This window comes from Maridesulfovibrio sp. (assembly GCF_963666665.1).
In the GTDB taxonomy this organism is placed as follows: Bacteria; Desulfobacterota; Desulfovibrionia; order Desulfovibrionales; family Desulfovibrionaceae; genus Maridesulfovibrio.
In genome coordinates this window covers 3725047-3747558 of sequence record NZ_OY762999.1, presented here as the reverse complement: position 1 = coordinate 3747558, position 22512 = coordinate 3725047, and the positions used below count along the sequence as shown (strand labels likewise).

Below are 22512 nucleotides of genomic sequence, written 5' to 3'. Positions count from 1 at the left end.
CCTCCCCCATTGGATTATTTACCAGTTAGAGGCCTTCGCATCTTTGATGAAGGACCAGATAATGGCGAGGTTAACGAAGAAGAGCAGTCCGCCACCTGCGATGATCGCAGTCTGAAGAGGCTTGAGACCGCCAAGGGCGAGCAGGGTAACGCCGATGATACCGACGAGAATGGACCAGCCTACACGGACCCACATGGGGGGCTCGCTGTAACCGTCAGCCTCGGTGCAGGTAGACATTGCCAAGGTGTAAGAACAAGCGTTGATCAAGGTGACAGTTGCGATGAAGCAGAGCACAAAGAAGGCGATCATGGTGGCAGTGCTCAGGGGCAGGGCTGCCCATGTTTCAATTACAGCGCGGGGAGCACCGTGTTTTGCCACCAGCTCAGGCATATTGAGAATGCCCTTGTGGATGAGATGCATGGTGTTACCGCTCAGAACAGTCCAAATGAACCATGTGGTAGCAGTCAGACCACCAACGATACCCACACAAACCTGACGGACAGTACGTCCGCGGGAGATACGTGCGAGGAACAGACAGGTCTGGATGCCGTAGATAACCCACCATGCCCAGTAGAAAACAGTCCAACCCTGAGGGAAGCCGCCTTCACCGATGGCATCAGTGTAGAATGCCATGCGAGCGAAGTTATTCAGCATGATACCGACAGAGTCAGTGAAATAGTTCAGGATAAATGTGCTTCCGCTTACACAGAAAACCCAGACCAGAAGACCGAGCATGAGATAGCTGCGAACGTCAGATGCAATCTTGATCCCTTTGTTGAGACCGAAAGCAACGCAGATAGCGTTGAGGATAATCCAGCTGGCGATAATTGTTGCGTCCAGCTGAAGGGTGTGCGGAATACCAAAGAGCCATTCGATACACTCGGTAACCAGCGGAGTGGACAGACCGAGACTGGTACCCATGGCGAGAATCAGACCGACAATGTACATGTTGTCGACGATTGCGCCGACAATGCCTTTGCAATGCTTTTCACCGATAAGCGGCTCAAGTGTACCACTGGGACGCATGACATTGATTTTCTTTACGAAGAGAAAATATCCGAAGGCAACGGTGAAGAATGCATAACCTGCCCATGCCAGAGGTCCCCAGTGGAACAAACTGTAGGCAAGCCCCCATTCCTTAGCGGTAACGGAGAAAGGTTCAAAACCGAACGGCGGGGTGGAAGTATAGCAGTAAGCTTCATAAGTACCCCAGAAAAGAACTGCAGCAGAAGTAGCGGAAGCGAAGAGCAGGAAAATCCAGTTCAGGGTTTTAAATTCAGGTTCACCTTCACCAAGTTTATTATCCTTCCACGGCCCGAAAACCATCCATGCCCAGCCGGCCATCATGATGACCATGTACCATTCGAAGGCCCAGCCCCATGTATTTGTAACATAGCTGAACAGAGCGTTAATGACTTCATTGGCCTTATCAAGGTCCTTTACTGTCAGGTAACTCAACACCCCTACGATAATCAGCGAGGGAAAAAAAACCTTCGGTTCAATTTTCACCTTTTCGCTTTTATTAGGCTTCATTCGAAACACTCCACATAGTTTAGAAATATTTGTACTGAGCAGCCGATACCTGCCCGTACTCCCCCAGAGCTCAAAACAATGCGCTCAACCTCAACATCCCTGAGCTAGTCTGTAGCCATCACCTCAGAAGCAGCTCTTAATCGTACAAAGAAAAATGATCACGATCACTTTCTGTGTGTTTTTTTTGTCACAATCGCGATTGTTTTGCAATCGCTTTTATAAAAAAATCATGATCAGATAATCAAATATATAAAATTAAAACATTATTACAATGAGTTAGATTGTATATTTTTTACTAAAAAATCACAAAAGAATGCTGCAGAAAGCAAACACAGTTATCTTGAAGGAGCAGGTTCTTCGTTATTGTGAAACCTGTAACAACTTTCAAGACAAAAAAAGGCAGGTCCATGACTGTAAAAAACAGCCATGGACCTGCCTTATGAGATGTCCAAAAAAAAGCTATCAGATGTAGGAACTATCGGTTGAAATAAGAATTGTAAGTCTTCTCATCTCCCACATTGGTTTCCCTTTCGTGTCCCGGATAGAGAATTGTCTGATCAGAAAGGCTGAAAATCTGCGTCCTGACCGAATTTAGAAGAGCATCCATATCTCCTCCGGGAAAGTCTGTACGCCCGATATTTCTGAAAAAAATCAGATCACCGACAAAAGCAACACTTTCTTCCGGAAAAGAAAATGTCAAACTGCCCGGCGTGTGTCCCGGAGTATGAAGAACATCACAAGCTTTCCCGAGAAATTGATGCCTGCCGGGTGCAATAGGGGAAAAGGAAAAGCTGTCAGCCAAAGGAGGAAATCCCCAGCGGGGAGCATCCTTGATCTCACTCTCAACCAGAAATGCATCACCCTCACCACCCATAATCTGAGCACCGGTAGCCGCCGCCAGCTTTGCTGCACCGTAAAAATGGTCACTGTGCATATGGGTAATGAGAATATGAGTTAAATTGAGTCCTTCTGACTGGATAAAATTAACAACCTCGGCCGGATCATCACCGGGATCAACAAAGACAGCATCCCCGTTCTCGTAAAGCAGGTAGCCGTTTGTCTGAAACGGACTGAGAACAAATTTTTTGATCTGCATATTATTCCTTGAAAAATCTATATCAAATTTCTTCTAAATCAGGAGAATTTATCCATGGCGACCTTAAGCAGGGGCCGTGCTTCAGAATTCATGTAATACTCCATGAGCTGGGCATAATATTTCATCGTCATATCGATTGCCTCATCCCTGTTAAGCTGCCCGCTCTGGACATCCTGCAAAATAGTCTTGTAAATGCGGAGGTTAACATCGTTGAAGTCCTTTGCATTTTCCGAAGTAATAAATCCGTCCTGCACACAGTCTTCAAGCATCATATAGCTGCGTGAATAAATGCTGTTCAAAACATAAATTTTATTGAGCGGAGCGGGCCAATCCTTAACTATTTTTTCAGGGAAAAGATCGTAATATTGTTGAGTATACTCTTCCAGCTTTTCGTCACTATGAGTGAAGTACAACAACTCATAAATCTCCGGCTGAGCAAAAGAATGCTCTGCAAAGCATTTACAGATGGCCATATACCTTTCGATGGAATTCTCGCAGCCTTTCAAGTAGCTGGGAAGGGCTTCGTTATACTCCTCGAGATAGGTCATTGTGGCTAAAAATATCAGGTGCTGCAGGTTATCGAAATAGTTATAAAGTGTTGCACTTGTATAGCCTGCTAAATCCGCGGTCTTCCGGATTGTTACCGCACTGAGACCCTCGTCCATAATTATATCATGCGCAGCATCGATAAAATACTTAATGATCCTCTGTTGCTTAAGCCGTGTCCGAGCTTTTGAAGATTTCATGTTATCCTTATATATTTTTGAAAAAACAATGAGAAAACGTGGCAAAACACATGAAGCTGGATACATGCGCATACCACATCAGATTTCGAAAGAAACGACAATTTTTCTATGTTCTATTGAATCTCATGTATGAAAAAAAATCAAGATTTTTTTTTAAACGCTGCAAAAAAGGCGAACGCTTTTATCGCTCATAGAAATTATCTTATAAGATAATAATGTTACACGTTATTCGTAATATTTAACACAGCCTGAATCATTAACTGCAATAGCCCTGCCCGCCTGTCAGGAATAGCTGCATAAAAATAATGCCCCGAAAGACCATGCTTCCGGGGCTTCTTGCAACAATAATAAGCGGAATTAATTACCAGCTGAATTCAACAGCACAATTGCATCCTTTAATTCTTCTGCCATCAACACGATTTATTCGTCTTCACCCCAAGCCTTAGCACTGCGCTCAACCTTTTTGCGCACGCTCTTCCAATCAGTTTCATGATTGAACATGGACTCCGGTAAAGCGCCCAGCATTTTCTCATACAGGTCCAGGGAGACGGTAAAAGTCAACTCATCTGTTTTCATAAATTTTCTGGCTGAAGGGTCCATACCGCCCAGCACAGCCTTTTCCAGTCCATGCTCCTTGTAGTAGAGCGGCCAAGCCAGAATATTGGTACAGCCGGCACCGAAAGAAGAAACAACGCATTCCATGTCCCCGGTTGTGAACACTGTTTGGGTAAAGAGTCCGGTTAATATTTCAGGACGTGCGAAGAATATTACGAACTCCGGTTTCTCAGCATCGGAAAACTGCGACAACGGTTCGAAGATGCAGTACTTCGCCGGAGCCTTGCGCGGATCAACCTTGAGCATGAACTCCCGCATGGCGTCCGGATTGGGCATATACCGTTCACCATGCAGGGGTGAACCTTCAAAACCTGTCGAAACATAATGCTCGATAAACCGAATATGGGGCTTCATCATGGAACAGTAATAGACTCCTCCCGGACAGCCATATTCTTCAGCGGAAATATACGCTGCACCGCGTTTCTTCCTTGCCCATAAGACACCCTCAGAAGGCCAAATTTCTTTATATTTGAACGGTACAGAATAGGGGAAGACCTCATTTAAAAATAAAGTTGTATACCAGATTGGGTCCTCCTTAGGGAGGTCGGTCTTTTTTGAGTAATAAAGTTGTATACTACGAAGCGCTAATCCGCATTAACCGAAGCAACTACTTGATCTACAAATTCTTTTAGCTTTTCAGGCTGGAGGACAAACGCAATAGAAATCCCTGCAACCAGATAGCCTGCTTTAGATATTTCGTATCACTCGTTCAGTTGTTAGGAAAATAGTTCGCTTCAAAAGTAAAACACTATTTACCTTTAAATACGGCACAATAATTCCCATTTTCATTTCGACATTTGGAACAATGCACGCATTTTGCCCGTTTTGTATCACCCTCTTTCCAACGTTTGAACAAGTCTGGTTCTGCCAGTAGAGGGCGGGATAAGCCGAAGAGTTCAATCTCCGTTTCGTTGAGTATGGATTCGATATGATCCGGTTGTGACAAGCCGCCTACGGTAATGACCGGGATATTCACATCTCGGCTGATGATGTCTCCATATTCGGCAAAGTAGCCCTGTTTTTTGAGTTCATAACCATCGAAAAATTCACCGGCTAAGGATTTCGCCTTGCCGTGAATATTGCCGGATATTTCCAAACCATCCACGCCCAACTTTTCCAACTTAATACTAATCAACCTTGTTTCATCAAAATTAAGTCCGCCTTTGAAAAATTCACTGGCGGTGAGCTTAACCAGAACCGGATATTCAGCACCGACTTCTTTGCGCATGGCTTCATATATTTCAACCAGAAAACGCATGCGGTTTTCCAATGAGCCTCCGTATTCATCAGTGCGCCTATTATAGTACGGACTCAAAAACTGATTGACCAGGTAGGTATGAGCTGCGTGGATTTCAACCCCATCAAAACTTGATTCCTTGGCCCGCCTACCGGCATCGGCAAATGCTTGAACGATATTACTGATATCCTCTTTAGTCATGGGGGTGCCGCAAGTTCCAGTGCTTCTCTCGGGAACACTACTCGGCGCGAAGATCTTCCGTTCGCCCACGTTGTAAGTGGTTTTGGTGCCACCATAGGCAATCTGAAGGATAATTTTGGAACCGTGTTTGTGTACTGTGTCAGTCAGTTTGCGATAATCGGCTATGAAAGAATCCTCGTAAATGCCCATCATGCCCGGATTGGGTTGCTCCTCAGCCACCACATTGGCGTACCCGGTGATGATCAGACCCACTTCGTTTTCAGCCAGAGTTTTGTATATCTCGTAAAGTCGGGGAGTCATGTGCCCGTTCTCGGTGGTCATGTTTTCCCAAGTGGCACTGCGGACCAGCCTGTTTTTAAGATTCAGCGGACCGAGTTTACACTCTTCAAAAATAGTCTTCATTTTTATTCCTAATATGAAATTGTTTGAATCATAACTTTACAGTAAGATGTTACACTTTGTTTTTCCCCGGAATAGCATTTGCATCAACTGTGCCTGATTCTTGACTCAAATTCTTTGCTTTCATAGAAAAGAGTGAACACCAAATTAAGAGCCGACATGAAAACCCCCGACCCTAATCAATTAAATATAGCCGACGTGTTAAAACGCATTGATGAAGTGCGTGATAAGGATCTTCAATGCATCCTTAGAACTACACTGGAAACTGCTCAACAGGAACTCCAGAAAAGCACCAATGAACTTCATCGCTTGCGTTTAAATCTGGAGAATTCATTTAACAGCATCCCGGATGCGATTGTCACTGTGGACGAGGATATACGCATCCTTTCTGCCAACGCGGCTTTCCTTTCCCTTTATGGTGGCATTCTAACAGACTACAAAGGTAAGACTTTTGAGCAATGTTTCGGCAAAAACTCCGCACCGTACAACAGCGTAATCCGCCAGACCCTGGAGCTGGGCAGGCTGACCTCCCATTTCCGGGTAAATACAACCACGCCGGAGGGCAAGGTATGTAAACTGGAACTCAACGCTGCCCCCTTGCGCACCGGAGAATATAGCTTCGGAGGTGCGGTACTTGTCATTAAGGATATGACCAGACTCGCGGTTCTGGAACAACAACTGGAAGACCGCAAACTGCTCAACAACATGGTCGGAAAAAGCGACTCTATGAAAAGGGTTGCCACTCTGGTGCACAGCCTTTCGGACATTGCAACCACTGTGTTGATTGCCGGGGAATCCGGTACGGGTAAGGAATTGATTGCAGATGCATTGCATTACACCGGGGGCAGAGCGGAGAAAAGAATTGTGAAGGTAAACTGCGCGGCTTTGTCGGAATCACTGCTGGAAAGTGAATTGTTTGGGCATGTACGCGGAGCGTTTACCGGAGCTTCACGTGATTCTGAAGGGCGTGTTGCCGCAGCTGAAGGAGGAACTCTCTTTCTTGATGAAATAGGAGACCTCCCTCTTTCTATACAGCTTAAACTTTTGCGTTTTTTGGAGTACAAAGAATACGAACGTGTTGGCAGCTCCAAGCCGCGTAAGGCTGATGTGCGCGTGGTTACAGCCACAAATGCCGATCTGGTACAAAAAGTTAAGGACGGTTCCTTTCGTAAGGACTTGTACTATAGGCTTAATGTGTTTCAAATTGAGCTCCCTCCGCTCAGAGAGCGCAGGGAAGATATTCCGCTGCTGGCGGAGAGTTTTATGAATACCTTCAATAATGAACTGGGGCGCTCCATAAAAGCCTTCTCACCGGAATTCATGGATGCCCTTGTTAAGTACGATTGGCCTGGGAATGTCCGTGAGCTGCGGCATTGCATTGAGTATGCGGCAATCCTGTGTCTTGATGAGGTCTTGCAGACTATTCATCTTCCGCAGAATTTCAGGAAAAATTTCATTTGTTTTTGTGATCATTCAGATGTGAAACAAGTGGTCCGGCATGAAGCTGCGGCTCCTGCTGTAACCTCTGAATCATCTTCCAGACGGCATGCTTTTGATAAGCAAAAGGTGCTTGATGCTTTGGAGCAGGCAGAATGGAAAAAAGCTCGGGCCGCTCGAATTCTTGGCATAAGTCGGCCAACACTTTATCGCTGGATGAAGAAGGCTGGATTCGCTGAATCGTAAACTGCAATTATGATCTTTACACTTTGACATGTTCGAATTGTTTGTTACATGTGTCGTGTAACAAAAAGTGTAAAAAATAGTGTAACATTACACGTTACACTTTGTGTGAAATATAGAACAAACAAAACGTTTAAAACGTTTTTTGTATAATACTTTTTTAGTATAAAACATTTAAAATTAACTACTTATGCCTACTTTAAAATTGTGGCACGCGAACTGCTACGGGAACGCAGGAGCGTAAACATGACTCTTAACAGATGTAAAATGCTGACTCCCGACCAGTACGACTCCCTGATTAAAAAAAATATGGGACTGCTGGTTGTGGGGTATCTTTCGGATGACCTGATCTCAAGCAGACAGATGCAGATTCTTGCGGACTTTGCACAATCGGCTGCCAAACGCGTTACCTGTGCGATCCTTAATCCCGCATACGGTTCATACTTTGAGAAGAACCTGAAGTTGGATGGCAGTCCCACTTTCCTACTCTTCTTCGCCGGAATGGAACAACGCCGCTTTCTCGGATCAGCTGACTTCGAAGACCTCAGGGAGCTTGCCAGCGGACCTGCAGGTGACGTTGCCTTGTAATCACGGTTGGAGGACTGTGGCAACGAAACTGTGCTGTCCACTGAGACTTAGAGTGCAATTTTAAAGGAGATGAAGTGTATGCCTGATTCTAAGGGTACAAAAGGTAAAGCAGCTATGATGTCCCGTCGTAAGCTGCTCATGAATGGAGGCGCCATGGCGGCTGGAGCTGTCCTTTTCGGTGCGACCGGCAGTCTTGCCAGTGAAAAAGCACCTTCGGTCCGTTCCGAGCTACCGACCACAAAGTGGGACGGGGAATTCGACGTGCTGGTTATCGGCAGCGGTTTTGCCGCTTTGTCCGCAGCTATTGAAGCGCGCCGTAAGGGACTCGATGTTATGGTCGTTGAAAAAATGCGCGTGCTGGGCGGCAACTCCTGCATCAACGGCGGCCTTTTTGCTGTGGCAGGCAGTGAACTGCAAAAAAAGGAAGGCGTTAAAGACAGCATCGATACCATGGTCAATGATATGCTCAAGGCCGGACGTGGTATCAACCATGTTGAAATTACGAAAGCCATCGCCGAAGGCTCCATAGATGCCTACAATTTCGTTATCCAGTGCGGCGCTGTATTTAAGCCCAAACTTTCATGGCTCGGCGGACACTCCGTAGCCCGTACCTACCTGACCCACAATGCTTCCGGTTCCGGCATTGTACGTCCGCTGGTGGACACCGCCCGTGCTGAAGGCGTTGTCCTGCGCACCGGTTGCAAAATGCTCGACTTCATCGTCAACGATGATGAACGCATCGTCGGCATTCGCGCCCGCGACGGTTATCGTTTCCCGGACGAAGAGAGTGGACAGGTTCGTATGTTCCGCGCCCGCAAAGGAGTGGTCCTCGCCACTGGCGGCTTCAGTCAGGATGCTAAATTCCGTGCTGCTCAGGACCCCCGTCTGGCAGGCGAGATCGACAGTACCAACCAACTCGGTGCAACAGGTGAAGCCATGCGCGCGGCCTTCCGTGCCGGGGCCGTTCCCGTACAAATGTCTCTCATTCAGCTCGGCCCGTGGGCTTCCCCGGACGAAAAGGGATTCGGAGTTGCCTCCATGTTCAACATCCAGTCCGGATTCCGCTACGGTGTAATGGTTGACCGTTCCAGCGGAACCCGCTTTGTAAATGAACTGGCTGACCGCAAGACCCGCGCCGATATAATGCTCAAGAAAGTAGATGCCAACGGCACTCCCGACTACCCGATCATCATCGTCGACAGCAAAGGCGCAGAAGCCTGCCCAACTCTGGACCGCTGCCTGAAATATAAGGTTGTGCACAGTTTTGATACCATTGAGCAGTTGGCTAATTTTTACAATATCCCGGCTGCCAAGCTCTCCGAAACCATCAGCAACTACAACAAATACGTTGCGGATAACCACGATCCAGAATTCGGCAAACCGCTGAGCACCGCAACGCCCATCGTCAAAGCGCCTTTTTACGCCGTGCGCGGCTGGCCCAAAGTGCACCACTGCATGGGCGGCGTCGAAATCGACGTAAAAGGCCATGTCCTTCATTCCCAGAACTTCAAGCCTATCAACGGCCTTTATGCCGCAGGTGAAGTAACCGGCGGCCCCCACGGGGCAAGCCGTCTCGGCAGTTGCGCAATCACCGACTGCCTGGTCATGGGACGTATCGCTGGAAACAGCGTTGCTGGAAACGAATCTAGTTAAGATTAGTTTAAAAAGGACATTCCAATGAAAAATACAAAGACATTCGCCTTCGGGACGATTCTACTTCTGTTTGCAATGGGAACTTTCCTTGCGCCCAACGCACTGCGCGCACAGGATAAAGCTGAAAAAGAAAAGAGTGTTGCCGAAATTGATATGGAGCAGCACAAGACCAAACAGTTCACTATCGACATTATCGACAATGTAGTCTTCGACAAACTTCCAGTCAAAAGCTACCACAGAAAGGTTCACCAGAACGGTGCTAACTGCGAACTTTGCCACGGAGTGAAAGCCCCCACAGCACCGCCTGATACCCGCAATTGTGCCAACTGCCACGGCACTCCCGAAGATGTCGCCAAGCGCACTGAAAAACTTGAACCCAATCCGCATAACTCCCCGCACTGGGCCAAGGAACTCCCCTGTGACACCTGTCATAGAGAGCACGGTAAATCTGAGTTTTACTGCAAAAACTGCCACCACTTTGATTACCAGGTTCCCTAAGAATTAATCAGGAGGAATTTCGCATGCTTATTAAACAGGCTTCTGTTTGCCTGGTCTTGACTCTTGCCTTATTTATGGCCGGAGTAGTCCATGCAGCGGGCGATACAGCCGCCCATTCAGAGCAATTATACTCAAAGGCCGCCCAGTTGCGCCAAGGTGCGCTGAAGCAGAATCAGAAATGCTTCTCCTGCCATGGTGATGCTGAGATTACCGCAAGATGGGTAACTGACCGGGGCCGTACTCTTCAGCTACATGTTGATGAGGTGGACTACCGTAACTCCGTGCATAGCGGGCAAAGTTGCCAAAGTTGTCACGAAGGAGCAACGGAAGACGCTTTTGCGAGTGCACCCCATAAATTCAAAAACAAAAAGCCCATGGACTGCCAGTCCTGCCACGGCAATTACTTCAAGGATATCTACAAACAGGTTGACTACAGCTACCATACCAAGGCCATAGTTAAGAAGGGTAAGGAATTCAGCTGTGCATCTTGCCATGATACTCATACTTTCCATCTCCCGGAAAGGACCGAAGAAATAGCCTCAAGTGTGACTGAGACAAATGAACGCTGCTTCAGGTGCCACTCCGACCTGCGTGGCTACCAAAAGATGACCGATAAAAAACTGCTCGACCAGAAGATGGGCCATTGGTTTTTGCCCAATAAGGAAAAGCATTTTGAATCCGTTAGTTGTGTAGCCTGTCACGGAGGAAAAGAGGGGACTGAAGTACACGTAATCATGGAAGTCAAAGACACCAAAGTCAACTGCGAGAGCTGTCATTCCAAGTCATCCGCCATGACTACCAAGCTCAACAAATACCGCAGTGAACAACGTGCCTTTGCAATGGTTAATAAAGGTCTCTTTGATGACACTGAATTGAAGACCAAAAATGCAGAAGCCATCAAAGCTTCCGTGGGCGAAGCTGACTCCGTACTCGGATTCATGAATACCCGTCTGCTCGAAAACAAGTACATCCTCGGTGTAACCCAGACCCCGTGGCTGAATATTAAGTTTGTCCAGATTCTGGTGGCCATGCTGCTTTTAATCGCAGTTCATGCGGCTCTACGTATGATGGGTTCGAAAGCTACTCATGTTCAGGGTGAAACCGTGACCATGTTCCCGTTTACTGTCAGACTCTGGCACTGGATCAACGCAATCCTGTTCGCAATCCTGATTGTGAGTGGATTCGCCATGCACTTCGGGATCGGCATGGGTTTTGAGCCTGCGCAATCCACCCACGCATACTTTGCTCTTGGGCTTGTAGCACTCTGGATTCTGTACTTGCTCTATCTGATCCTTAGCGGACAGTTCATGCAGTATCTGCCGCGTGCGGATTTCATTTCCGCAAGCTTTGCGCAGGCTAAATACTACATGCTGGGAATTTACAGCGGACAAGAGAACCCGGCCGGACATGATCCTGCAAAGCGTCTGAATCCCTTACAGCAGACTGCTTATTTGTCCGTACTCTTTGTACTGTTCCCTGCATTGATTGCATCCGGGCTGGCTTTGTTTATCCCTGAAGTTATCCCCCCAGAACTGATGGGTATGAACGGCAAGCATCTTGTTTCTCTGGTTCACACTGGAGCAGCATTCCTGATGGTCCTCTTCATCGTAATCCATCTCTACCTCTGCACCACCGGAGAAAGCGTATTCGCCCTTGTCCGTAGCATGGTCACAGGTAAGATGAAGAAATAACGTTAGCCATAATATACACCTACTGGACAGGTCCCCTCTTACCTGTCTCCTCGTGAAAGATGGGGCTGGGCCGTGAGGGCCAGCCCCCTACTTAAAACTCAGTTTAAACTGGAGAGTGCATCTTATCTTATATCTGCTGAATAGGTCACAGGTAACCGGTAAGATGATTGAATAGCGTAAGCCATAATATACCTACCGGCAGGGCCTCATTACCTGTCACCTAGGAAAAGAAAGGGGTTGGGTCGAACAGACTCAACCCCGTCTTTTAAGATAAAAGTGCAAGGAGAGAGAGATGTATAAATTTGCACATGTAATGATTTTAGGAATTCTTCTTTCAATACTGGCTGGCACAGCTGCTTTTGCTGCAGAGTTTGTTTGTCTCAGTGATGTTCCCAATAAAAAATGGAGTGCAGAAGAACAGCGCAACATAGACCTTTTTTGGAATGATACTCTTGCCTACCTTGAAGCTTATGTAAAAGCCCTCGAAACACCCTCAGGTGAGTGCCTCGATTCTGCGGAAGCAGTGGTCAGTTCTTATAATTCTGAGACAGGTAAGCCCGAAAAGGAATGTATCACCAAGAAACGCGATGTGGAATTGATGATCAAACACGTCAAAACAGTTCTTGCCGAGCCGGAAAAGGCTAAGCGCTGCTTCGATCCCCAGCTGAGCAACTCCAACGGCTGGACCAAGCTCTACACTCCCAGCAGGGAACTCCAGAATTATTCCCCGGTTTCCAAGTGGTTGAACCGTCCAGTTGCTGTTGATTACTTCGAAAAGGCAAAAGATCCTGAAATCAAAAAGGCTGGCATTGAACTCAACAAAAACTTCGTTGCGATTGCTTCTAAAACAGATAGCTCTGACCATTTTAGCCGAGATGTCACTATTAAGGGATTGCCTCACCTTTGGTCTTCTGTAGGTTGGATTCCTTTTTATGCTGAAAGCGAAAAGGCATGGAATAAAGATATTCGTGGCGGCTACCTCTATGCTGAGGTGATGGGGCCATGGGGTAACCTACGCATCGATACCATTGATGGCGAAACCGTTGGGGCTGAAATCGGCATGACCGCGCAGTTGAACGATTCATCTTACCCAGTGCATTTCCACCATCCGCAGGAAATATACATGACCTTGACCACTCCTGAACACCCTAAACAAAATCAGTTTCTGCTGATGGATTGGGATAGTGATCAGTTTGAAGCTGTCCGCACTGAAGACGGATTTGACGTAGAGGTTAAAGGAGAAGGCAAATGGGAAGATTGGTACATGAGCGCAGATCCGAAAGATAACTGGCTTATCTATCTTGAACGTAATGCGCTTCATGCATTTTATGCTGGAGATGACAAGAATGCAGACTTAGAAAATAGCGGTTGGGTAAGTATTTGGGCTCGCACAACCGCGCGTGACAATAATCAGACTACTCAGATATCTGTCCCTGCGGACAAGAACACAAAAAGAATTTTGCCTGATACACATGTTCATGCTCATACCAAGCGCTGGAAACCATAAAACCGCAGCTATAATAACATCTACCGTACAGGCCCCTCTTGCCTGTCCTCCTCGTAAGAGAAAGGGGTTGCAAGATTCAACCCCTTTCTCTTATATTAATTAAGTTTAGGGCTATCTTTTTAATGTTACTCCTTCACTATACGCATTACCAACCTCTTCTCCGACTTTTATGTACTCCCTTCTCATCCAATCATTTCAATCAGTTGAAAAATAGCCGGAGGTCAACATGTTGAAACCCAGCCTAATCTGGCTGCGTCAAAGTTGGCTCCGATTCTTCGGATAGTGCCGTTCTCGCGCATGAGCGTAACACGGGATAAAGCATCTTCCTCAGTGATGCCAAGTCGTTTACCTATTTCAGCATACGGATGTGAGCAAAGCGGAAAATCCGTCTGAAGAATATTCAATATCTGGCAATCCAACTCATCTAAATCATATCTTAATTTTGTCATATGTAGTGCTTTGTTTAAATATGAGATGGTAATTTGTTATAGTTGTATATTTATACGGCTAGTGTCGTATCGGCTAAATTTAGCAGGGAATGTGCCAAGTAAATGTGTTCGCGCTGTGTTTTCGCTGGGAGAGTTTTTAGTTACTAGCAGTAGTGGTCAATGTTGTTGGATTTATCTGATCTAATATATTGAACCTGTCCTGAATGCTTTTTTGTTTTTGCTGACCACCTGTGTATTTATAATATACGAATTTTACATTATCTATTCTTTGACAACTGAATTCTGTTTTTATTGAACGGAATTACGTTGTATCAACTTAAAACAGTTGTTCTGTCTTTTGCTATCAAATAAAATTTACATTTATTTCAGGTGATTACCTGTGTGTAACTCGTAGGCATAGCTCTTGCCTTATGGCTGTAGAAAACAATTCTAGCCAAAAAACTTCGGGGCCTCTTTGAGTAACAGCAATAATTGGTTTGCGTTACTCAAAGTATCTACCGGGTTGAAACAGCCATTGAGGAATGCAGAAATGGGAAAAGAACACCACACACACAGCCATGACCATAGCCATGGGCACCATCATCATAACCATAACGATTTCACTGATTACAAGAATGCAGTCAAAGAATACCGTCAGTCCTTTGCCAGTAAACAGGATGTCATGGAGCAAGCCCCTGATCCAGCTGTCCGGGAGATGGTTAAATATATGGAAGAACAGGGGGTAGAAAACTGTTTTGATCGTTTTGACAAACAGAAACCACACTGTACCTTCGGGCTGGCAGGTGTGTGTTGCAAAATATGCTCGCTGGGACCCTGCAAGATTACTGAACGCTCTCCCCGAGGAACCTGCGGAGCTGATGCCGATCTGATTGTTGCCCGAAATCTGGTCAGGTCTGCTGCGGGTGGCGTTGCCGCACATGGAGCGCGTGCGCGGGAAATTATTCTCACTTTGAAAAAAGCAGCAGAAGGTGATGTGAACCTGCCTATTGAAGGCGTGAACAAAGTCAAAGCTGTTGCCGATATGTTCGGCCTTGATATCAGGAACAGTACTATCGAAGAATTGGCTGGACAAATTGCAGACATTCTTCTGGAAGATTTAAGTCGATCAGTCCCCGGAACCCATAAGACACTTGATGCCGTTGCCACGTACGAACGAAAACGAGTCTGGGAAGATCTCGATTTACTTCCTATAGGCTCATACCATGAAGTCTTTGAAGCATTGCATCAGACCACAGTGGGCACTCAGGGAGACTGGCGCAAAGCTATGGACCAATTCATGCGTCTCGGTGTCGCATTCTCAATGAACAGTGTGGTCGGTGGGTCTATTGCAAGTGACTGTCTATACGGTGTGCCGCAACGAACAACAGTTAAAGCTAATCTTGGAGCCCTGAGGACAGATACGGTAAATATAGCTGTTCACGGTCACGCTCCGCAGATGGCAATGGAAGTGATAAAGACAGCACGTAGTGAAAAGTTCATTGAAATGGCGAAAGAAGCGGGAGCAACCGGTATACAATTTTACGGTATTTGTTGTTCCGGATTGTCGTCCCTGTACAGGCTTGGAGGAGTAATACCCCTTTCTAACGCTAACGGATCGGAGCTTGTTCTCGCAACTGGAGCTCTTGATCTCTGGTTGGCTGATATTCAGGAAGTATTTCCAGGCATTATGGATGTTGCCAACTGTTACAAGACTGTAGTCGTGACCACCAACGAGTCAAACCGTCTGCCCGGAGCAGAACATATCGGTTACAAACGCGACCTTTCTGATCTGGATAAACTACCTGAACTGGCAGAGCGTATTGTTACCCGTGCAATTGAAAGCTTCAAGAATCGTCGCGATGTAAAAAGGCATATTCCCGGACACGCAATTGAGGCTGAAGTAGGATTTAACCTTGAAACACTCAAGGCCCGTTATGGTTCACTTTCAACAATCGCCTCAGCCCTAATTGAAGGAAAAATCAAGGGAATCATCAACCTTGCCGGATGCACAAACACCAGAATCGTATTTGAAAAAGCCATCGTGGATATCGTCGATATCCTGTTGAAAAACAACGTACTGGTTTTTACCAACGGATGTGCGTCTTTCCCCATGGCCAAACTGGGATATTGCTCCAGCAAAGGACAGGAAAAATGCGGTGACAAGCTGCTTAAATTCCTCGGCCCCAAAATGCCTCCGGTATGGCATTTTGGTGAATGTATAGACAATGCACACTCCGTTGCAGTGTTCAGAGAAATCGCAAAATATACCGGACGTCATTTAAAAGATCTGCCATTTGCCGAAGTTACCCCGGAATGGTCCAACGAAAAAGGCGTTGGGGCAGCCCTTGCCTATCGCATGCTCGGTTTCAACTCCTACCACTGCGTTCATGCCCCTGTGCATGGTTCAAAAAAAGTCGAAGAATTCCTTTATAACGGCACAAAGGAATTGCTTGGCTCCTGCATGAACGTTGATCCCGACCCTGCAAAAGTAGCCGCAATGATCCTTAGGGACTTTGACGAAGCCAGATCCAATGTCTGCTGGCGGTCATAGCTCAATTTGCAATAACGTTTGCCTGCAGCCTTGATGGCCTGCACAGCCGACCTCGGTTTCTCCGACAATTAATAGCCGGGGTCGGCTGTGCAACCACCCTGTTTTCTGTCAACACTAATTTAGCAATGGTATCCTTGGGGTAACAGATGCATTTCAGATCAGCTTCAGTACAATTCAGATTATCCAAACTATGTCGTGAAGAGTTTTCAAAAGAATTATACCGTCCGGGAGTTATTTCTCTGGCCCGTATTGTGTGGGGATCATTGGGGGGAGGATTGTTATTGGGGCTGATAGCAATTTTATCCGGTAAAACAGAGATCAAAGTCCTTTACCCACCTCTTGCAGCAACATGTTTCATAAATACGACCTGTGTTTTTTTGCGTGTTGCACGGCCAAAGTCAGTAGTTGTAGGGCACACGGTAGCCTCGATATGCGGACTGGCTGGAGTCTGGATAGGAAATTATATTGATCCAGGAACAGAATTTATAATTCCCTTAAAGCTTGGTCTTTCGGTTTTGCTGGCAGCAGTTTTTATGCAGATCTTTGACGCCGATCACCCACCTGCAGCCGCCACTGCAGCAATACCGGCAATACTCCCGCTTCCCATGCCGTGGTATTTGCTTCCTCTCCACATGGCATGGGGAGCCACAATAACCGTAATTTTTGCGTTTATCTGGAATAGAATCTGGTTTGAATTTCCTGCCCGGGATAGTGATAACTACGTCAAAAATGCAGGACTATACATGGAAAAGGTTCAAATTGCGGGTGTAGCAATATGTATAGTCAGTTGTATAATCATGTGTTTTCAGTCCATATCTCCTACCGTCAGAATAATTGGTCTTTGCGGCATGACTGTAGGGAACATAATTCTCGGGACACATCATTTTAAAATATTATCCCAAGTCAATTAAAAGGAGGGATTGTCATTAGAAATTAATAAAGGGTAGGGCATGAATTGTCTGATGGTTATAACCAGAGATATACCTACCAATCTCAAAAAGATATCCCCATGCCCTACCCCATAAGACCGAGTGTGTTGCCATTTCTATTGTCAGTTGGAATAATTATGTTTAGAACTTCAGTTATGGCTGACGAAAAAACTTTTCACTTTCGGAATGAGAAAATACAATCTCTTCTGTTGGAAATGGGACAACAAAGGTCTACCGGATCTCTTTTCACTCTTATCGTAAACCGGCTGGCTCAATTCCCTAATATCTCCCTCGCCCGAATCTGGCTGATTAAAAATGGTGATATCTGTTCAGCATGCCCTCTGCAACATGAGTGTCTGAAGCAAACTGAATGTCTGCATTTGGTTGCCAGCGCAGGACAGTCTGTAGTTGATTCCGCTGTAGATTGGGCTCGTATTGACGGTGACCATAGGCGTTTCCCTTTGGGAGCCAGAAAGGTAGGGCACATCGCTGCCACCGGTACTCCCGTTATTGTAAAATCAATATCCAAAGACTCAAAGTGGATACTTCACCAGAATTGGGCTAAACGGGAAGGCATAAATGGATTTGCCGGTCAGCCAATGGTTTACCATGGTGAGACAATGGGCGTTCTGGCTGTTTTCACCAAGAGCGAAATAGCTCAACCCGCCCTTGATATATTGAATATTATCTCAAACCATGCTGCCGCTGCTCTTGTTAATGCGAGGGCTTTCGAAAAAATAGAAGAACTGAGTCAACGTCTTGAATCTGAAAACAGCTACTTACGCGAAGAGCTTCTGAGTTCAACATCTTTCGGCGGATTCATTGGTCAAAGTGCTCCACTACAAAGAATTATACAGCAGATAGACCTCGTAGCATCCACAGATGCCAGCGTATTGATACTGGGCGAATCTGGAACAGGAAAAGAGCTGGTCGCCCGAGAACTTCACCAACGAAGCGCACGCCGAAACAGTCCCATGATCAAAGTCAACTGTGCTTCCATTCCTAAGGATTTATTTTCGAGTGAATTTTTTGGTCATGTTAAAGGCGCATTCTCCGGTGCTGTTGCGAATAGGATCGGTAAATTCGGTGCTGCACACAAGGGGACGCTGTTTCTTGATGAAATAGGGGAAATCCCTCTTGAACAACAGGCTCACATGCTTCGAATTCTACAGGAAGGGGAGTACGAACGTGTCGGCGAGGAAAAGACACGTAAGGTTGACGTAAGGATTATTGCGGCAACCAACAAGAATCTTAAAACTGAGGTTGAAAACGGTCGGTTCAGGGAAGATCTCTATTTCCGACTCAATGTTTTTCCCATTGATGTTCCGCCGCTACGAGATCGAAAAGATGATGTCGTACTCTTGGCAAACCATTTCTTAAAGCAATTTCTTTTGGAAATTAAACGTCCTGTATTTCTATTTACGGATGCACAGCTACAAAAGCTGGTTCAGTATTCATGGCCCGGTAATGTTCGAGAACTTCAAAATATAGTCGAACGTTTTGCAATCACCTCCAGTTCTGACCCAAAAAATATCGATTTCTTCAACAGCCTGGGAGCAGAACTCCCGATGGTAGAACAATCCCGAACCAACCAACTCAATGAACAGGTGCTAACCGAGCAGGAAGTGGTTCTGCTTCAAAAAGAAAATATTGAAAGAGCCCTCAAGCTATGTCGTGGCAAGATTTATGGAACTGATGGTGCGGCAAAACTACTGGGTTTAAAGCCAACAACTCTTGCTACACGCATAAGGAAAATGGAGATTGTTTGTTCAAGAGACAAATAAGGGCGTGCAACAGAAAGCGTTATATATGTTTTCGCTAAGTCCACTCGCCCAAACATACCTTCCCGCCTTATTCACAGAAAATGAGGCATGTTATTTTCTTCTTTAATCTTGTCCAATCGGGGGGTAATTAATACCAGCTCTAGGTCGGAAAAGAGATGGTGTGTTCGCCGGGATTTATGCCCAAAAACTCGGAGAGACCTTCCTTTGGAAGCAATATCCCTAACCCGCAACCAAGGAGAGTAGTCGGCACCGTGCCCGGAACCACGCCCTTCTTTGATCCACTTCTTGGGCTTTGCCTCTGTTAAGCCATTACTTCTTTTAGCCATAAAAAACCGCTCCTGTTTTAAACCGTATTGACAGTCTAACAGGAGCGGAATCAGTTAACAACTTTATTGTTCAGTAAAGGTCTTTATTGTTCAGTAAAGAACTTTATTGTTCTCCAACAATATTTGTGGGAAAGTAATAAAGTTCTTTACTCAAGACCTCGGCAACACGCTATTTTCAATGAACAGAATTTTGGTTTAAAAAATAAAGTTCTTTACTGGCTATTCAAAATGATCCGTCAGTTATCTTTTATGAGTAATAAAGTTCTTTACTGAAACTGAGAATATCACCTCTTTTACGATGAAAGCTGAACCTGTTCCTGCACTTCAATTGTTGCGGTTTCTACATTGTTGCGCATTATGTTATAAAACTCATCATAAGTTTTCGATGCACGCTCTCTATCTGTATCAGTGCAGCGAAAAGTTAAGGCAAACGCAACTTCAGCGCGAACTCCAGGCCTTCCTTCCCCTACATATGTTTCGAGCTTATACTTATCTCTCAAATATATCCGTGCACGAAGCCTGACTTTCCCATCTGCACAAAGTTTACTCTTAAATTCGTAAGCGTCCAAACACCTACACCTACAAAGCCCCGATAAGCTGAGGTATGAAGAAAGAAGCAGTCGTTACTTTGTTTCGGCGTTCTTTGACACAGCCCAAGGCATGAGGGCTTCGAGATCGGTGCTGCTTTGCGCATGGGGGAGTTTTTCGAACAGTTCGCAGAGGTAGTCAGCAGGATTTAATTTGTTGGCTTTGGCGGTTTCGATGAGACTGTAGAGGGTCGCGCTCGCCTCAGCACCGCGCGGAGAACCGCTGAACAACCAGTTCTTTCGACCCACCGCAAAAGGACGAATGGCATTTTCAGCGATATTATTGTCGAGTGAGAGTGTCGGATTTTCAAGGAAAACTGTGATCCGGGCCCACTGGCCCAAAGCATAGGAAATCGCTTTACCCAAAAGACTTGTCGGAGGCACTGAACTGCTGCTCTTCGTAATTATTTCGTGGATTTTTTCAAGAATCTGGCTGGATTTTTCCGTCCGCATGGTCAGAATTTCCGTCTCTGAAGCCTCCTCCTTTCGGGCCCGCCCCTCCAGTCGGTAAAGCTTCGCTATCAGGGCAACCACCGTCGATGCCGTGCCTTTTTTCTTTTTCGAACCAGCCTTGAGGACATCCATAAATTTTCGGCGCACGTGTACCATGCAACCAGCGTGAGTAATCCCCTCGGATTCGCCCAAAGCGTTGTATCCGGCATAGCCGTCAGTTTGCAGATATCCCTTGAAATCCCCGACAATCTCAGTGGCAATTTTCCCTGCACGGCTCGGCGCGTAATGAAACAGGACTACCGGTTTTGTCCCGCTCCTGCAGGCTACCCACATGTAGGATTTGGTCGTGTTCTCCCGGCCCGGTTCCTTGAGCACCTGTACCGGTGTTTCGTCGAGATTGATGATCCTGCCGGAGCGCAAATATTCGTACATTAATTCCATAAGCGGTCCGCATCGCTCTGCCGCCAGCACGGTCCAGTTGGACATGGTAGAGCGTGAAATATCGATTCCCAGTCGCTCGAACATCTTGTTCTGGCGATAAAAAGGAAGCCCGTCACAGAATTTGTTGATCAAGATATGGGCCAGAAGCCCCGGAGTGACAATGCCCTGCCGGATCAGCTGGGGCGGCATCGAAGCGATCTTAACGCTCGGCCCGTCACCCTCGGTGCCTTCGCAATTTTTGCAAGCGTATTTGGGGCGGACGTGCCGTAGAACCCGGATTTTAGCGGGGACGTAATCAAGTTTTTCACTTACGACCTCGCCGATGCGACTCAATTCACAGCCGCAAGCGCAGATTTTTTCCTCGTCTGGAATGTCGTGAACAATTTCCTTGCGGGGAATGGATTCGGAGATAGGTTTGCGGCCCTTTTTAGCACGGAAATGCGCCGGAACCTGCACGACCTCCGGTTCGAATGAAGACTGCTCACAAACAAACTCCGCCTCATCAAAAAGGGAATACTGATACTCGTCTTTTGCGGGCTTCTTTGCCATTTCCGATTTCTTGGCAAAGGCGATGGCTTTGAGCAGTTCAACCTGCTCTGACAGCTCTTCAATAACGGCACTTTTATCGGCAATTACCGCATCACGATCGACAATTACCGTATCACGATCAGCGATCGCTGCATTCTGGGCGGCAAGCAGTCTATTCTGTTGCAGAATAAGCTCTTTCAGCTTTTCAGGATCATCGGGAAGAAGTGCTTTGTCCATGCGGAAAAGAGTATGTTATTTTAGCGCAAACACAATTATTTCGTAACATTAAAGAATAGTAGAATAACTCAACGAGGGGTGGGCCTGAGTTCGGACAGGATCAAGGCCTTCAAGCAGCCAACGCAGTTGTCGAGAGCTGAATTCAAGCACCTCCCGTTCCGACTCGGGCCAGAAAAAGCGGTGTTTTTCAAGACGCTTCTGCCACAGGCAAAAACCATTGCTGTCCCAGTACAAAACCTTGATAATCGTGCGTACGCGATTGCAGAAGACAAAGAAATTTCCGGTAAAAGGATCGAGATCCAGGTGGTCGGCCACCATGACCGAGAGTCCATTGACGGCCTTGCGCATGTCGGTTGCGCCAAGCACGATGAATACCTGAGACTTTGAATCAATCGGAAGCATCAGGAAGCAACAACTTCAAGCAATTCTTTCAGGGTAAGCTGGCAAAAACCTGGTTCAATTTCTATCCGAAACCCTCTGGGAACACAAAGACTTATAGGCTTGCAAGTCCGCGACTCTTCTTCTGCTCGCATTGCGGTTTCCGGGATAGGAATAACCTTTTGCGGCTTGGCTGACGCACCCACCCTGCGTTTATGATATCCGAAAGACTTATATGAAAGACTGTGCTCACGACAGTACTCAGCCTGAGAAACACCGCTGTTTCTCCATGCTTCAATATGTTTTTTCCAGAAACGCTGTTTGTTTTTCATAGTCATCCTCCTTCAATGGAAGAGAACTATGCCAGACGGGGGAATAAATGGAAGATGTAGATGTTTGGACGCTTACGGTTTAAATTAGAAATGC

20 protein-coding genes are annotated in these 22512 nt (G+C 46.3%); 9 read left to right on the top strand and 11 right to left on the bottom strand.

Annotated features, from left to right (window positions below; translation table 11 throughout):
* Positions 1–18: 18 nt before the first annotated feature.
* From caiT to ACKU40_RS17145, 5 genes are all read right to left on the bottom strand, one after another.
* Positions 19–1533 carry an L-carnitine/gamma-butyrobetaine antiporter gene (gene caiT, locus ACKU40_RS17165; protein WP_320174007.1) on the bottom strand — a complete coding sequence of 505 codons (1515 nt, stop codon included), beginning with the start codon at positions 1531–1533 and terminating at the stop codon, positions 19–21.
* Between the two features lie 475 nt (positions 1534–2008).
* Positions 2009–2629: an MBL fold metallo-hydrolase gene (locus ACKU40_RS17160; RefSeq protein WP_320174006.1), complete on the bottom strand. Its 621-nt coding sequence runs from the start codon at positions 2627–2629 to the stop codon at positions 2009–2011.
* Between the two features lie 38 nt (positions 2630–2667).
* Positions 2668–3375, bottom strand: coding sequence for a TetR/AcrR family transcriptional regulator (locus ACKU40_RS17155; protein ID WP_320174005.1), 708 nt, complete (start codon positions 3373–3375; stop codon positions 2668–2670).
* Positions 3376–3795: 420 nt separating this feature from the next.
* Positions 3796–4395, bottom strand: coding sequence for a DUF169 domain-containing protein (locus ACKU40_RS17150; protein ID WP_320176394.1), 600 nt, complete (start codon positions 4393–4395; stop codon positions 3796–3798).
* Positions 4396–4738: 343 nt separating this feature from the next.
* Positions 4739–5830, bottom strand: coding sequence for an NADH:flavin oxidoreductase (locus ACKU40_RS17145; RefSeq protein ID WP_320174004.1), 1092 nt, complete (start codon positions 5828–5830; stop codon positions 4739–4741).
* Between the two features lie 156 nt (positions 5831–5986).
* Here ACKU40_RS17145 and ACKU40_RS17140 point away from each other — a divergent pair, with 156 nt between their 5' ends.
* The 6 genes from ACKU40_RS17140 (at position 5987) to ACKU40_RS17115 (ending at position 13444) form a co-directional block, all read left to right on the top strand.
* Positions 5987–7510, top strand: a complete 1524-nt coding sequence (locus tag ACKU40_RS17140) for a sigma 54-interacting transcriptional regulator (RefSeq protein ID WP_320174003.1) — start codon at positions 5987–5989, stop codon at positions 7508–7510.
* A 243-nt stretch (positions 7511–7753) separates the two neighbouring features.
* Complete coding sequence (locus ACKU40_RS17135) at positions 7754–8095, top strand: hypothetical protein (protein ID WP_320174002.1); 342 nt, start codon at positions 7754–7756, stop codon at positions 8093–8095.
* Positions 8096–8173: 78 nt separating this feature from the next.
* Positions 8174–9748 carry a flavocytochrome c gene (locus ACKU40_RS17130; protein ID WP_320174001.1) on the top strand — a complete coding sequence of 525 codons (1575 nt, stop codon included), beginning with the start codon at positions 8174–8176 and terminating at the stop codon, positions 9746–9748.
* Between the two features lie 24 nt (positions 9749–9772).
* Positions 9773–10246, top strand: a complete 474-nt coding sequence (locus tag ACKU40_RS17125) for a cytochrome c3 family protein (protein WP_320174000.1) — start codon at positions 9773–9775, stop codon at positions 10244–10246.
* A 23-nt stretch (positions 10247–10269) separates the two neighbouring features.
* Positions 10270–11937 carry a cytochrome b/b6 domain-containing protein gene (locus tag ACKU40_RS17120; RefSeq protein WP_320173999.1) on the top strand — a complete coding sequence of 556 codons (1668 nt, stop codon included), beginning with the start codon at positions 10270–10272 and terminating at the stop codon, positions 11935–11937.
* Positions 11938–12229: 292 nt separating this feature from the next.
* The gene (locus ACKU40_RS17115) at positions 12230–13444 is read left to right on the top strand and encodes a dimethylsulfonioproprionate lyase family protein (RefSeq protein WP_320173998.1); all 1215 of its coding nucleotides are present in this window, start codon (positions 12230–12232) and stop codon (positions 13442–13444) included.
* Between the two features lie 221 nt (positions 13445–13665).
* On the opposite strand, the gene ACKU40_RS17110 is transcribed toward ACKU40_RS17115, so the two are convergent.
* Entirely contained in the window at positions 13666–13893 is a 228-nt protein-coding gene (locus ACKU40_RS17110; protein WP_320173997.1) for an Lrp/AsnC family transcriptional regulator, read from the bottom strand.
* A gap of 529 nt (positions 13894–14422) precedes the next feature.
* Between ACKU40_RS17110 and ACKU40_RS17105 the strand changes: the two genes are divergently transcribed.
* From ACKU40_RS17105 to ACKU40_RS17095, 3 genes are all read left to right on the top strand, one after another.
* On the top strand, positions 14423–16423 hold the full coding sequence (locus tag ACKU40_RS17105; RefSeq protein WP_320173996.1) for a hypothetical protein: 2001 nt from the start codon (positions 14423–14425) through the stop codon (positions 16421–16423).
* Between the two features lie 146 nt (positions 16424–16569).
* On the top strand, positions 16570–17334 hold the full coding sequence (locus ACKU40_RS17100) for an HPP family protein (protein ID WP_320173995.1): 765 nt from the start codon (positions 16570–16572) through the stop codon (positions 17332–17334).
* Positions 17335–17489: 155 nt separating this feature from the next.
* Positions 17490–19136 (top strand): sigma 54-interacting transcriptional regulator, encoded by a 1647-nt coding sequence (locus ACKU40_RS17095; protein WP_320173994.1) that lies wholly within the window; start codon positions 17490–17492, stop codon positions 19134–19136.
* Positions 19137–19207: 71 nt separating this feature from the next.
* Here the strand turns inward: ACKU40_RS17095 and ACKU40_RS17090 are convergent, their stop codons facing one another.
* The 5 genes from ACKU40_RS17090 to tnpA all read right to left on the bottom strand — a co-directional run bounded on the left by ACKU40_RS17090 (position 19208) and on the right by tnpA (position 22418).
* Positions 19208–19462 (bottom strand): hypothetical protein, encoded by a 255-nt coding sequence (locus ACKU40_RS17090; RefSeq protein WP_320173993.1) that lies wholly within the window; start codon positions 19460–19462, stop codon positions 19208–19210.
* A gap of 293 nt (positions 19463–19755) precedes the next feature.
* Complete coding sequence (locus tag ACKU40_RS17085; RefSeq protein ID WP_320173992.1) at positions 19756–20031, bottom strand: hypothetical protein; 276 nt, start codon at positions 20029–20031, stop codon at positions 19756–19758.
* A 54-nt stretch (positions 20032–20085) separates the two neighbouring features.
* Positions 20086–21708: an IS66 family transposase gene (gene tnpC / locus ACKU40_RS17080; RefSeq protein WP_320173991.1), complete on the bottom strand. Its 1623-nt coding sequence runs from the start codon at positions 21706–21708 to the stop codon at positions 20086–20088.
* A 48-nt stretch (positions 21709–21756) separates the two neighbouring features.
* Complete coding sequence (gene tnpB / locus ACKU40_RS17075; protein WP_320173990.1) at positions 21757–22110, bottom strand: IS66 family insertion sequence element accessory protein TnpB; 354 nt, start codon at positions 22108–22110, stop codon at positions 21757–21759.
* Positions 22110–22418, bottom strand: a complete 309-nt coding sequence (tnpA, locus tag ACKU40_RS17070) for an IS66 family insertion sequence element accessory protein TnpA (RefSeq protein ID WP_320173989.1) — start codon at positions 22416–22418, stop codon at positions 22110–22112. Before tnpA ends, tnpB begins: the two co-directional genes overlap by 1 nt.
* Between the last annotated feature and the right edge of the window lie 94 nt (positions 22419–22512).

What these genes read in the sequence shown, in the direction of transcription:
- caiT (WP_320174007.1), bottom strand. Translation starts at nt 1,533, where the DNA reads ATGAAGCCTAATAAAAGCGAAAAGGTGAAAATTGAACCGAAGGTTTTT.
- ACKU40_RS17160 (WP_320174006.1), bottom strand. Translation starts at nt 2,629, where the DNA reads ATGCAGATCAAAAAATTTGTTCTCAGTCCGTTTCAGACAAACGGCTAC.
- ACKU40_RS17155 (WP_320174005.1), bottom strand. Translation starts at nt 3,375, where the DNA reads ATGAAATCTTCAAAAGCTCGGACACGGCTTAAGCAACAGAGGATCATT.
- ACKU40_RS17145 (WP_320174004.1), bottom strand. Translation starts at nt 5,830, where the DNA reads ATGAAGACTATTTTTGAAGAGTGTAAACTCGGTCCGCTGAATCTTAAA.
- ACKU40_RS17140 (WP_320174003.1), top strand. Translation starts at nt 5,987, where the DNA reads ATGAAAACCCCCGACCCTAATCAATTAAATATAGCCGACGTGTTAAAA.
- ACKU40_RS17135 (WP_320174002.1), top strand. Translation starts at nt 7,754, where the DNA reads ATGACTCTTAACAGATGTAAAATGCTGACTCCCGACCAGTACGACTCC.
- ACKU40_RS17130 (WP_320174001.1), top strand. Translation starts at nt 8,174, where the DNA reads ATGCCTGATTCTAAGGGTACAAAAGGTAAAGCAGCTATGATGTCCCGT.
- ACKU40_RS17125 (WP_320174000.1), top strand. Translation starts at nt 9,773, where the DNA reads ATGAAAAATACAAAGACATTCGCCTTCGGGACGATTCTACTTCTGTTT.
- ACKU40_RS17120 (WP_320173999.1), top strand. Translation starts at nt 10,270, where the DNA reads ATGCTTATTAAACAGGCTTCTGTTTGCCTGGTCTTGACTCTTGCCTTA.
- ACKU40_RS17115 (WP_320173998.1), top strand. Translation starts at nt 12,230, where the DNA reads ATGTATAAATTTGCACATGTAATGATTTTAGGAATTCTTCTTTCAATA.
- ACKU40_RS17110 (WP_320173997.1), bottom strand. Translation starts at nt 13,893, where the DNA reads ATGACAAAATTAAGATATGATTTAGATGAGTTGGATTGCCAGATATTG.
- ACKU40_RS17105 (WP_320173996.1), top strand. Translation starts at nt 14,423, where the DNA reads ATGGGAAAAGAACACCACACACACAGCCATGACCATAGCCATGGGCAC.
- ACKU40_RS17100 (WP_320173995.1), top strand. Translation starts at nt 16,570, where the DNA reads ATGCATTTCAGATCAGCTTCAGTACAATTCAGATTATCCAAACTATGT.
- ACKU40_RS17095 (WP_320173994.1), top strand. Translation starts at nt 17,490, where the DNA reads ATGTTTAGAACTTCAGTTATGGCTGACGAAAAAACTTTTCACTTTCGG.
- ACKU40_RS17090 (WP_320173993.1), bottom strand. Translation starts at nt 19,462, where the DNA reads ATGGCTAAAAGAAGTAATGGCTTAACAGAGGCAAAGCCCAAGAAGTGG.
- tnpC (WP_320173991.1), bottom strand. Translation starts at nt 21,708, where the DNA reads ATGGACAAAGCACTTCTTCCCGATGATCCTGAAAAGCTGAAAGAGCTT.
- tnpB (WP_320173990.1), bottom strand. Translation starts at nt 22,110, where the DNA reads ATGCTTCCGATTGATTCAAAGTCTCAGGTATTCATCGTGCTTGGCGCA.
- tnpA (WP_320173989.1), bottom strand. Translation starts at nt 22,418, where the DNA reads ATGAAAAACAAACAGCGTTTCTGGAAAAAACATATTGAAGCATGGAGA.